This is a genomic window from Agrilactobacillus fermenti (genome assembly GCF_047943045.1).
In the GTDB taxonomy this organism is placed as follows: Bacteria; Bacillota; Bacilli; order Lactobacillales; family Lactobacillaceae; genus Agrilactobacillus; species Agrilactobacillus fermenti.
On record NZ_CP181347.1, the window covers coordinates 204,869 to 216,980 of the forward strand.

General features: G+C 41.8%; 10 protein-coding genes and 1 pseudogene. 5 read left to right on the top strand and 6 right to left on the bottom strand.

Features of this window, described 5'->3' with window-relative positions:
* Nucleotides 1-2: 2 nt before the first annotated feature.
* The 4 genes from ACNAN0_RS00975 to ACNAN0_RS00990 form a co-directional block, all read right to left on the bottom strand.
* Nucleotides 3-761 carry an ABC transporter permease gene (locus ACNAN0_RS00975; protein WP_416353590.1) on the bottom strand — a complete coding sequence of 253 codons (759 nt, stop codon included), beginning with the start codon at nucleotides 759-761 and terminating at the stop codon, nucleotides 3-5.
* On the bottom strand, nucleotides 754-1,413 hold the full coding sequence (locus ACNAN0_RS00980; RefSeq protein ID WP_416353591.1) for an ATP-binding cassette domain-containing protein: 660 nt from the start codon (nucleotides 1,411-1,413) through the stop codon (nucleotides 754-756). The genes ACNAN0_RS00975 and ACNAN0_RS00980 overlap by 8 nt, the downstream gene beginning before the upstream one ends.
* Nucleotides 1,414-1,635: 222 nt before the next feature.
* Nucleotides 1,636-3,132, bottom strand: coding sequence for a hypothetical protein (locus ACNAN0_RS00985; RefSeq protein ID WP_416353592.1), 1,497 nt, complete (start codon nucleotides 3,130-3,132; stop codon nucleotides 1,636-1,638).
* A 67-nt stretch (nucleotides 3,133-3,199) separates the two neighbouring features.
* Nucleotides 3,200-5,014, bottom strand: a complete 1,815-nt coding sequence (locus tag ACNAN0_RS00990) for a glycerophosphoryl diester phosphodiesterase membrane domain-containing protein (RefSeq protein WP_416353593.1) — start codon at nucleotides 5,012-5,014, stop codon at nucleotides 3,200-3,202.
* A gap of 195 nt (nucleotides 5,015-5,209) precedes the next feature.
* Between ACNAN0_RS00990 and ACNAN0_RS00995 the strand changes: the two are divergent.
* A pseudogene (locus ACNAN0_RS00995) lies at nucleotides 5,210-6,291 on the top strand (TMEM175 family protein).
* Nucleotides 6,292-6,326: 35 nt separating this feature from the next.
* On the opposite strand, the gene ACNAN0_RS01000 reads toward ACNAN0_RS00995, so the two are convergent.
* Nucleotides 6,327-7,094: a hypothetical protein gene (locus ACNAN0_RS01000; RefSeq protein WP_416353594.1), complete on the bottom strand. Its 768-nt coding sequence runs from the start codon at nucleotides 7,092-7,094 to the stop codon at nucleotides 6,327-6,329.
* A 21-nt stretch (nucleotides 7,095-7,115) separates the two neighbouring features.
* On the bottom strand, nucleotides 7,116-7,736 hold the full coding sequence (locus ACNAN0_RS01005) for a histidine phosphatase family protein (protein ID WP_416353595.1): 621 nt from the start codon (nucleotides 7,734-7,736) through the stop codon (nucleotides 7,116-7,118).
* A 335-nt stretch (nucleotides 7,737-8,071) separates the two neighbouring features.
* Between ACNAN0_RS01005 and serC the strand changes: the two genes are divergently transcribed.
* The 4 genes from serC (at nucleotide 8,072) to ACNAN0_RS01025 (ending at nucleotide 12,079) form a co-directional block, all read left to right on the top strand.
* Complete coding sequence (gene serC, locus ACNAN0_RS01010) at nucleotides 8,072-9,142, top strand: 3-phosphoserine/phosphohydroxythreonine transaminase (RefSeq protein ID WP_416354213.1); 1,071 nt, start codon at nucleotides 8,072-8,074, stop codon at nucleotides 9,140-9,142.
* Between the two features lie 32 nt (nucleotides 9,143-9,174).
* Nucleotides 9,175-10,344, top strand: a complete 1,170-nt coding sequence (locus ACNAN0_RS01015) for a 3-phosphoglycerate dehydrogenase family protein (protein WP_416353596.1) — start codon at nucleotides 9,175-9,177, stop codon at nucleotides 10,342-10,344.
* Nucleotides 10,345-10,666: 322 nt separating this feature from the next.
* The gene (locus tag ACNAN0_RS01020; protein ID WP_230913725.1) at nucleotides 10,667-11,356 is read left to right on the top strand and encodes a VIT1/CCC1 transporter family protein; all 690 of its coding nucleotides are present in this window, start codon (nucleotides 10,667-10,669) and stop codon (nucleotides 11,354-11,356) included.
* A 24-nt stretch (nucleotides 11,357-11,380) separates the two neighbouring features.
* Entirely contained in the window at nucleotides 11,381-12,079 is a 699-nt protein-coding gene (locus ACNAN0_RS01025; RefSeq protein ID WP_230913726.1) for a VIT1/CCC1 transporter family protein, read from the top strand.
* Nucleotides 12,080-12,112 lie beyond the last annotated feature (33 nt).

Sequence of the window (12,112 nt, forward strand, 5' to 3'; positions counted from 1 at the left end):
GATCAAAGCAACTGCTTTTGATCGTTATAAAATGAGCGGTAGCCAAGATAACAAGCAATCACCGAGCCAATGCTAGTGGCCGACATCAGCATAAAAGTGACCATGATTTGATATTGGATGGCGCGTAAGGGGTCGACACCGGCGAAAATCAGGCCCGACATCATGCCGGGGAGGCTGACGAGGCCAACTGTTTTGGCAGAGTCGATCGTTGGGGACATGCCAGTTTTGATAGCGGCTTTGATCAAAGATAATGACGCCAAATGTAGGTCGGCTCCCAAAGCCAATTTTTCTAAAACTTGTTGGCGTTGATCCGCAAAAGATTGGTTCATATTGCGGTAACATAGACCAATGGCGACCATGGTATTGCTGGCAATCATGCCGGTAATTGGAATCATTTGAGCGGGGATAAATTTGATGGAGCCGGAAATGACCAAGACGCCTAAGGTAACACCAGTGCTGGCAAAAATAGCTAATAAAGAAATCTCAAAAGCGTGGCTGATATGATCAGCCCGCTTTTTTGTATTCCAAGCTGCATTGATGATGATCACTAACAGCATCGCTAACGTCAGCCAAACATTGTTGACACGGAAGAGATATTTTAGAACATAGCCTACGATAAATAGCTGGATAACGGCACGAATAACGCCAATAATCATATCTTTTTCTAAGCCGATGCGTTGACGATAACTGAGCAATAAGGCAATCAGAACCAATAATCCGGATAATAATAGGGTCATATTGCTAACTTGTAAATTATGCATGGGTACGAACCTCCGTAACTTGACCGTGTTCGATTTTGACCAACGTTTTAGCTTGTGCGAGTTCAGTGGCATCGTGAGTAACAGCAATCATAGTGATGCCGTAACTTTGATTGAGGCGCTGTAACCACTGTAAAATCAATTGTTGATTGGTTTCATCTAATCCGGTAGTGACTTCGTCTAAGAGTAAGATTTGTGGGTGGAAGATCACATTGCGAATTAAAGCAACGCGTTGCCGTTCACCCCCAGATAGGGCTTCTTTTTTCTGAGTTAAAGTGTCACTGGACAGGTTAAAAGCAGCTAAAGCAGCCACTACACGCTTTTGGTCGTAAGGTTCATTACGGACGATAAAAGGAAAACGCAAATTATCTTCCACAGTCGTGCCAAAGAGAACGGGCTGCTGAAAACAATAAGATACTTGCCGCCGATATTGGATCGGGTCTAGTTCGGTAATCAGCTGCTGGTTAAAGCGAATCTGTCCAGCTGTTGGCGAGATCAAATTGGCCAATAGGCGCAGAATCGTACTCTTACCTGATCCTGATTGGCCTTGAATCGTGACGTAATGACCCTTAGCAAATGACAAATTGATTTGGTCCAAGATTAAGTGATCTTGGACTTGATAAGTTAGATTTTCAGTTGTTAGAATTGCCGTCATATGAACGCCCCCAAAGTTCGTACGTGCTTAAATTAGTTCTATTATAGACTTTAGCCGTTAAAAAGGGGCGTTATTAGTCTGGATACTTGCGGTTATTTTTTGTGTTTGATTATCAGACGTTATCTCTGGTATAGCACATAAATTCATTAATTAATAAAAAACCGTCAAACAGAACATGATATCTATTTGGCGGTTTTTTGGTTGTTTGAATTTCAGATCAATTTACGAAAGTTTCGGCAAAATAACGTTCATAGGTTGGGTGGTGGCTTTGGTTGGAATAATCGTTGAAATACGAAGATCATTGATGTACTTGACCACAGCTTGATTGACAGTCACTGAACTAGCTAAAATATTACTAATCGTTTGTTGGCCTTGGAATAATGCCTCAAACGCCGGTGTGCCTAAGTCTTTGTCAGTCACCAGCGGCAGCAGTTCTAGGTGTTGTAAATGCAGCTTACTGAGTTGTGCGAGTAGTGGGTCGGTTAATCCTAAGACAATGCAACTATCGGTCTTGAACACGCGATTCGTTAACCACCAACTGATCAATTCCTGTTCGGAAGTAAAGATATTCATAAGAATGTTGGCTTCGTTTAATAATTGAATCTGAACGCTATCGTGATCATATTCTTTAACTAGGGCGATGGAGCCGTTGTCGCGATAAAATGTTTCGCTGGTTACAGATTGACCGTCTTTTTTATCAATCATTTGGGTGGCAGAAAGTTGACCATGAGTGTCAAAGATATCTCGTTTGATAGGTTGGCTATTGAAGTAATACGTGATCAACCACAAAGAATGATCTTCCCGGCGGCGAATCGTCATAATTTTAGTCTGATGTTGGTCTGTGATTACTTCACTGTTACCATCAATGTGGTGGATCCAATTTGGTTGATCTGGGACGGGTACCCTTTGGACAGGCGTCTCCATGGCACTTGTTTGTAAATCTTGATACATATTGATAACTTTTGCTTTAGGTGCCACTAGGCCAGTATCTTGATAACTAGCCCAAACGTGAGTCAAATCAGCATTATAGGCGGTTGTGATGGCGTTTAAAGTCACCCCATGCGCACTAAAAGTTTCCTTTAGACGACGTAGGGAGAAACGGTCCACTTCACTTAGATCAGCTTTTAAATCTGGGCTTAGGATGTAGTAGCTGACCCTGGGATTGAAAGATAGCGGGCGCACAAAAGTACTGCCATTGAAATAAGTTGCTTGCAGCGTTTTAACTTGTTGCAGCTTTGCTTGGTATTCATTCAGATCGCGCTGCTGTGCCTGATGTAGGTTATTTGTGTCAAAGGCATTGGTACCGCCAGCCAGCTCAGTTTGCAGATTATTAGACAATTTATGCGTGATTTTGGTCAAAGCTTGTTGTTCTTGCAGTAGGCGATCCTTGAGCGTAAACGTTGCTTGATCCAGTTCTGATATGAGCCGTTGAACTTTCTTCTCGGCTTCTTGACGAAGACTAGTTAATTGGGCCACGCTGTCTTGATGCCCTCGGGGCGCAGCGGCTGCCGCTTGATGCTGTATTTTTTGGTCGGTATTACTAGCCGTGGTCAGTTGGGTGCGAATTTTTTCGGCAGAGATATTAGCTTGTGTTTCAGAGGCAGCGACTGTGGGCGTCGCTTGGGGCTGATTGTCTTCAGCTTTAATTTTAGCTAAGTCGATTTTGGGACTTTTTTGTGTCGTCGTTTCATCTTTGCCAGATCTATGTTTAAATGCCACCGTATATCCTCCCGTCACATAAATATAATTACTTTTATTATAAACGTTTACGTAGTTAGACTAAACCTTAATTTTCTGGGGTACCGGTCGGATCATTGACGACTTGCAGCTCATTAATATAAATCAGCAGTAATTGGGCGTAGCTGGGGTGCCGCGTATCAGTTTTGATCGTTGCCTTTAGCGTGTGTAAATTGTCCGTAATAATACCATCGACGTTTAGGAACAGCATTCGGGTCATTTCAGTATCGTCATTGACCGTCCAAGCATAGACTTCTTGCTGACGCTGATGCGCTGCCTTGACAAACTGCTCGTTCAATGTGGTTTCTTCCATAGTATAAGCATTAGCCTTAGTTTGTGGGAAACTTAAATTGTAGGGGAGGATATAACTGACAAATAATTTAGGTGCGCGGCGTTTTAACCCTTGAACCACTGAATAATCTAGGGAATGAATACGGTCGTGGTGTTTTAATAAAGTGGTTTCATATTTTTGAATAAAATTAGTCAGCATTCCGGTACTATCATGAGGCGTTGTTTTGATCTCTACTAGTAACTTTTGATGGTGCTGCTGGGCAGCGGCTAAATAATCATCAAAGCTGGCGATTTTAGCTTGGTGTCCATTTTCTCGAACGGTGATTTGTTTCAATTGAGCCAAAGTCAGCTGATAGGGCGCTTTATCGATACCTGCCAGCGCTTTTAGATTCTCATCGTGCATCACCACAAACTGGTGATCTTTGGTCTCATGAATATCCATTTCTACGTAATCCGGTTTTTCACGACTTGTTTTAAGGAGTGCTGGAATCGTATTTTGGACGCCGTTCTCATCGTCTACACCGCGATGGGAAATCGTTAGGGGTGGCTGTAAAACAACGCCCTGTAAATAAAAGATATTGAACAGAATATTGATACTTAAATAAAGTGAAACGAATAGCGATGCACCAATACGCAGCCAATGTTTGAGCTTGACGGGTTGGCTTGGGGGCAGGACTGGCCTCGAGCCATTAGTTTGACGATTTAGCGCTAGAATCAATATTAGACTGACCATAACCAATGTGAAAGCGCCGATAAACTTTTGCCAAATATTCACGAGCCCCATATTAAGAACCGCGCCAGCAAAAGCAATTTGGGCATGTTGTTGGTCCAGATAAAGTTGGAGCAGATAGATCAGTAAGGTAAAACCGAGAATAAATAGCGTACTCAGAACCGAAAGGGCGAGTAGTCGCCACAAATAGCGCCAAGTATTGCGTCGTGTTAGTTGCCAGCTGCGCTTGACCGCGGTAAAGGCGGGGCGTTGATGTAAGATCATCAACGGTAGCACTTGGATCAGGCGGAGGCCAACATAGGCGAGGCCAATGTAAAATAAGGTCATTAAAACGGCATATAACGGCTGTGCATATAAGAACGTTTCAATGAATTCAGGAATACGCACTTTAGCTAACAACGGTGAGTTCAAGATGATCCTAGCAAATGGTAAGACTAAAATAAAATAGAATATAAAAAATAAAAAGGTACTAGGCCGTAAGTTTTTTAAGTTGATGAAACTATCGCGAGCTAAGACAAATAAATTTTGGCGCTGATTGATACGAATCTTTTCAATACCTTGAAAGGTAAACATGAATTGGTAAAAAACAAGCGTTAGAACTAGAAGTAATAAAATAATCAGTTCTAAAAGTGCCTGTGGTTTACTCGTGAAGATCCTGCCAATATTTGTATAAGAAATAAATGGTATTCGGTTATATTTGAGAATTAAGCTGGCTAGCCAGGTCATGATCGGAATGATCAGCTCAGCCAAGAGGATATTCATAAATAAAATAAGAATCGTATACGCGCCCCAATGTTTAAAAAAAGCGTTGAAAGCTTGACGAAATAAATGCGCACCTTTCAAAATGAATTTCCTCCAATAAAATTACTTTAATTTTGCTAGTAATTGTGGCACAATCGCAATTGATTAAAATTATAAGCGCCAGGTAAACTTAGAGCAACATAACTGGCGCGAAAGGGTTGGCAGACGACTTTGGAAAAACTCAAATTACGGCTAGATGCGTTCAGTGATGCGATCATTGCAATTATCATTACGATTATGGTATTAGAGTTGCCAGCAGTTTTACATGACAGTTGGCCGGCATATATCAATTTAGCAAAAGAAACAGGCATTTTTATGATCAGTTTTTTTACGTTGCCAACATGTGGTATCAGCATGCCACGGTCTTTAATGAAATTGAGAATATGACGTATCGAATTTTAATTTATGACTTCATTTTTTTGGTATTTTTATCATTGGTTCCTTTGACAACGAATATGATGGCTTCTAACACCACGAGGATCACAGTGATTATTTATGGTGTTTTGCAGATTATTTTAAGTTTATCTTTTCGGGTACTTTCTAAAGCCATTATTCATTTCAAATATACGGATAAGCAGGATATGCAGCAAGTTTATATGAAAATCTATGGTGGGCGTTCGCGTGCAATTGCCGTGGGGTCAGTTGTGTTTGTGGTTTTGGCTTATTTTGTACCTCGTGTCGTGGTGGTTTTCTACTTGGTTGATCCTATTGCAAGTTTTATTGTGAATAGTCAAAAGCGACAAGAAATGTATGACTTGGAACAATTAACGCCAGACCAACGGCAAGATCTGTTAAAACTAGATGGCAATGATGGTCTTAAGAAGTTCCGTGATTTCTTAAATCGCCAACGTCCAGACTCAGAGGTTGATAGCACTGAACAGGTGGCAGCAGAACCAGTAAAAACTGAACCAGCGTCAGTTCAAACAGAGACACCAAAAGAAACCCAACAGGCAACAACGGAGACTGATCCAGTTGAAGGGTTTCAAACTTGGTTGGATAATGTTAGGACTGCGATAGACGACCGGGGTAGTTGGTTAGATAACAATGTGAATCCACGCGATAGGGACAAACAAAAGGGCCTCTCAAAAGATGAATTCAGAAAATTGCGGCGGCAACAGTTTGAAGCGTGGATGCAACAGCGGCTAGATCACGGTCAAGGTCGGCCAAGTCAAGCAAAACTTACACCGGAACAGACGCAAGCTTTTGCCAAGCGGCAAGCCCAGTTCAAGAAGTTACGCACACAAGATAAGCATGAACGCGCTGAATCTATTGGCAAAATTATTCAAGAGATTCAAGATGAACAAGATAAAAAGAAGTGAGCTGGCAGAGCTTGAGACAAAACGTTAGATTTATTTTAGCCACGGTCGGATTCGGGGTAATCTTTAGCCAGATCTTCAGGCGTCATAAAATACAGTGGTGAAGTATCAATTTCCGATTTTAGATCACCCAAGCCAGGCGTTCCTGACTTTTTAGGCTCAGTAACAAGAGGCTGTTCACTGGACGTAACAGCTTGGGGCATATAAGGTAAGGTAATATCTTTTGCCGTCAGCGCTAAAATATTGGCTAAAATAATATTTTGCTGTTGGATCGTTTCAAAATCACGAGCAGCTAAACCTTGTTTTAATGCAGCTTGTGCCGATTTCAGTGCGGGTTTGCTTTGAATCGTTGCTGGTAATTGTTGGCTGTGTTGGATCAAGCTAGCAGCTCGCTTGAGAGCTGCTGCTTTTTGCTGTTTGAGATCTGCAGTTAGTTGGGTTGCAAAAGCTGTCACGCGTGGCGCTAACTCAGCTGTAGTTAGTTGTGATACGTGGTCTTTAAGATCTTGATAAATTAAGTTTGTCTGTCGCTGCCAGGACCATTGTTTGCGTAACTGTTCATATTGATTGGCTAAATGTTGATAGTGAGCTAATAATTTTTGCCGGGATTGCTGTGTTTGAACAGTGGCAAGTACTTTGTTAAAAGCATCTAGCGCCATTTGTTTTTGGTAGTCTGCGGCATCAGCTGGGAGATGCTGTAATTGAGCATAGTAATACCGAACATCTTGGGTTTGTCTGAGTTCGGCCGGCAACTGGTTAAATTGATCGGCTAAATGATTCAAGGTTGTGAAATGTAAGGTAGTCACTGAGACACCAGCTTTCTAAAATTAAAATCCAGCTACAGTTCGGTTATAGTAAATGAGATGTTGGGCTTGCGTTTGGGCATCAATACTAAGCTTACTTACAGAGCAATTATCTGGTTCCATCAGGCCTTGTGTCTGAGGGTGCAGAGCATTCATGGCAAAACTACGCACCGTAAAACCATGGGTCACGATCAAAATTTTATTTTCGGGAAAGTTTTGGACGATTTCCCGGGAAATATCGGCAACGCGCTGTTCGACGTGCTGAAAAGTTTCCCCCTGAGCGATGGTGGCATAGTTTGGCCGCACATCGTGAATCACAGGATCGAAATAAGTTGGGAATTGACGTTCTAAGTCAATATTAGCTTGACCATCCCAAAGGCCATATGAGATTTCCAGCAAGCGTTGGTCATAAGTGATTGGAAGTTGTGCCGTTTGGTTTAAGATGGCTGCTGTTTGTTTGGTCCGTACTAACGGTGAAGCATAAATGTGTGTGAATTGGGCTAAGTCTAAATATTGATGCAGTAATTGCGCTTGCTGCTGACCCGTTTGGTTCAAGTAAGTGTTGGGGGTATTGATGGTACCTTGTTTAATACCCGCATCATTCGCATCGGTGCGTCCGTGTCGAATGAGATAAAGTTCTGTCATAGTTAGACTCCTAGGGATGAATTTACTTCATTTTAGCAAAAATTACGAAAGATGTTGACAACTTTCTATCCGTTTGCTAATATAATTTTAATAATTTAAGGAGATTTTAATTATGACAACCTGGAAGATACAAATTAGATGCCAAAATAATTTAGTTGTCTCATGGGCCTCATCATCTCGGTGATGTAGGCCACTTCAACATGCGCTGGCCTACTGCTTAAAAAGTGGGTCAGGGGATGTCATAATTAAATACATCCGAGCACTCACATTTGTGGGTGCTTTTTTATTTGTCTTTGGCAAGTTTCATTAAATAACTTGGAGGTTGATTGAAGCATATGACAGTTTACAATTTTGCGGCTGGTCCAGCAGTTTTACCTAAGACGGTCATCCAGCGAGTTCAAAAAGAATTACCGAATTTTGAAGCGTCGCAGATGAGCATTCTGGAAGTTTCACACCGATGGCAGCCAATTGTCGACCTGATCGATGATACAAAAGCACGCCTATTAGACTTGATGCATTTAAGCAACGTTTATGATGTATTACTGCTGCAGGGTGGGGCAACGTTACAATTTACGGCTGTACCGCTGAATTTAGCTACACAATTTCATCGAATTGGTTTTATTGATACCGGCCATTGGTCTCAGCGAGCTGCTGCCGAAGCTGAAAAACTACCTCAGCTCACAGCAGAGATTCTGGCTTCTTCACGGGAAGATCATTATCAGCAGCTGCCAGTTTGGCCACAGATCGCCAACAAATATGATTATATTCATTTAACCACGAATAACACCATTGAAGGGACTGCTTACCATACGGTTCCGACGACTGCACTACCACTTGTAGCGGATATGTCATCTAACTTTTTGGGACAGACATATGACTTTACAAAATTTGACTTGATCTATGCAGGTGCCCAAAAGAATTTAGCCCCTGCCGGTCTGACAATTGTTGTTATTAAGAAACAACGCATTCAACAGCTTAATTTGCCAAGTATGCTTGCGTATTCTGAATTAGCGGCGAAAGACTCCGCTTTAAATACCCCGCCCGTCTTTCAGATTTATGTTGCCAATTTGGTTTTACAGTGGTTGGCTGACCAAGGCGGCGTTGAAGGCATCACACGAATTAATCAGCGCAAAGCGGCGAGGTTATATGAATTTTTAGATCAGTCACAGTTGTTTACTAATTCTATCAAGGCGTCTGATCGGTCTTTGATGAATGTGCCTTTTACCACTGGTGAAGCGCAGCTTGATCAAAGCGTCATCCAAGCAGCAGCTGAAGCGGGCTTGATGAATCTGAAGGGTCACCGTTCCGTAGGCGGTTTACGTGCCAGTATCTATAATGCCATGCCTGAAGCTGGCGTGACCGCATTGATCGATTTTTTGGCTGACTTTGAAGCAAAACACAAATAGTACCATAAATATTTTATTGGAGGGTCAAACTTATGTATCATATTAAAACATTTAACGCAATCGCACCTCAAGGCTTGGCGGATTTTACCGCAGACTATGCCATCAACCAATCTGAAGATCCTGATGCGTATTTAATTCGCAGCGTTGATTTATATCAACAGACTTTTTCGAAAAATTTAAAAGCTATTGCCCGTTGTGGCGCTGGTTACAACAACGTTCCTCTGGATCGTGCCTTAGCAAATGGGACAGTCGTCTTTAATACCCCGGGTGGTAATGCTAATGCAGTTAAAGAGCTGATTATTGCTAATATGATCATTGCCAATCGTAATATTATTGCGGCTGCTAATTGGACGCAAAAAGTTGAGGGAGCAGACGTTACACTGCGAACGGAAAAAGAAAAAACAGCATTTAATGGCACGGAATTACGACATAAAAAGTTAGCCGTCATTGGGTTAGGACACGTTGGATCATTAGTGGCTAACGCAGCCAGTGATTTAGGCATGCAAGTGATTGGCTATGATCCATATTTGTCAGCTGATGCTGCTTGGCATATCAATCAAAAGGTTAAGCGGGCAACTTCATTGATTCAAGCTATTCAAACAGCTGATTTTGTAACGATCCATGTACCTAAAAATGTAGAAACAACTGGCTTGATCGGCACTTCCGAACTGACCATGATGAAGCCAGATGCGGTCCTCTTAAACTTTTCACGCTTAGGCATCGTGGATAATCAAGCAGCCATCACTTTTTTAAGAGCCGGCAAATTACGGCAGTATATCACTGACTTTAGTTCTAAAGAGATCCTACATGAACCCAAAGTCACGATCATGCCCCACATCGGCGGCTCCACAATTGAAGCAGAAGTGAATTGCGCCAAGCTTGCGGTTGCTGAAACAAAGGCTTTCTTAGAGACAGGCAATATTCAAAATGCCGTAAACATGCCCGATGTCCAAGCACCTTTTCAAACTCAGTACCGCTTTACCCTAATGCACCGTAATGTTCCCAATATGATTGGCCAAATTTCGACACTCATTGCTGATGCTGGCATCAATATTGAAAATCTGGTGAACAGCGCACAAGCTGATTATGCTTATACGATGGTGGATACCAACCAGCTGCCACTTGCTAAGAAAAACACACTATTGGCACGATTAAATGCGATTGATAGTATGAAACGTGTGCGTATTCTTTGTCGTAGTTAGTAAGTAATACTAGTTATAAATTATTAATTGCTGTAAAAGATAAATCAAAGTATTGTTAAGTTCAACTAACAAATTAGTTTAAAGAAGTGATTGTTTTGGGATAAACTGGGACTAATATCGCTCTAAATCAGTTTTAGTAACTAGATTATGCTTAATAACAAATAACGCATAAAAAGCTAAATGAATCCGAAATTTAAAAAAATTGGAAATAATGTTGACCCTGAAATGAAATAGACCTATACTGATTGGTGAAGACAGTTAATAATAATTCTAATCAATAAACATTCTCAATCAGGTGAGTTGGATGCAAAAAGTGAAAAAAATGAATTTAAAGAAAAAAACAGTTTCATTAGCTGAGAAAATCAACGTGATGCGGGCTTCTGTCATGGGCGCCAATGATGGCATTCTCTCGATTGCTGGGATCGTTATTGGGGTCGCTGGGGCAACGAACAATAGTTATGCCATTTTCTTGGCTGGAATTTCGGGTATGTTGGCTGGAACAGTTTCGATGGCCATGGGGGAATACGTTTCAGTGAATAGCCAGCGTGACACTGAGAGCAAGGCGATTCAGACGGAAACTGAACGTGTTGATGATCATTTTGACCAGGAAGTCGCTTACATAAAACAAAAGTATCAAAAGACAGGGGTACGTGAGGATCTAGCAGCAAAGGCAGCCACTGAAATGATGGCTAAGGATCCCGTTGCAACAGCTGTTCGAGAGCGCTATGGGTTTGATCCTAAGGAACATACTAGCGCAATCAAAGCCGCCCTTGCGTCAATGATTTCATTTCCTACCGGATCAATTTTGCCGTTAGTTGCGATCACAATGTTTCCAGCTCATATCAAAATATTGGCAACCGTGATCTCAGTTATTATTGCTTTGGCGGTAACTGGTTATACGGCAGCAGCACTGGGTAAAGCCAATCGCTGGAAAGCTATGTTACGGAACATTGTATCTGGCTCTTTGACGATGATCGTTACTTATGCAATTGGGTCCTTGTTTGCCCACTAAGGATTCTGATGGAGATGAAGGACAATGAATAATACGAAGACTTTAAAAAAACGGCCTAAGATGACAATGCAAGAACGTTCAAATACACTACGTGCCGGTGTATTAGGTTCAAATGATGGTATTTTGACAGTTGTTGGGGTGCTGTTTAGCGTTGCCGTAGCGACGTCAAATACCTTTACTATCTTTATTGCTGGCTTATCCGATTTGTTAGCTTGTGCCTTTTCGATGGCTTCTGGCGAATACGCCTCTGTTAGTTCTCAAAAGGATACGGAGAAAGCAGTTGTTGCTCAAGAACAAGCCCTTTTGAAAACAGATTATCCTGCTGAAGTAGCAGCGGTGGTTAATTTTTATGTTAGAAAAGGCGTTACTCGGGAAACATCCCAGGCGATTGCGGAAGATTTGATGACCAAAGATGCCCTGGGCACTGTGGTGCGTGTCAAACACGATCTACATTTACATCATTATATGAATCCTTGGAATGCAGCTTTTTCATCATTAGTTTCGGCAGCCTCAGGTGGGATTTTCCCATTAGTTGCGATGACCTTGCTACCAGAAGCACTCAAGTGGCCGGGGACAATTTTAGCTGTTTCACTTTCAGTTGCTTTAACGGGATTTCTGAGTGCTAAGTTGGGGAATGGGTTAGTGAAACGTGCTGTTGTTCGAAATGTGATCGTTGGTATTGTAACGATGTTCATTCACTACTATGTGGGCTTAATGCTGTAATTACGTTATGTTTTGTGACGCAAATTAAAATTG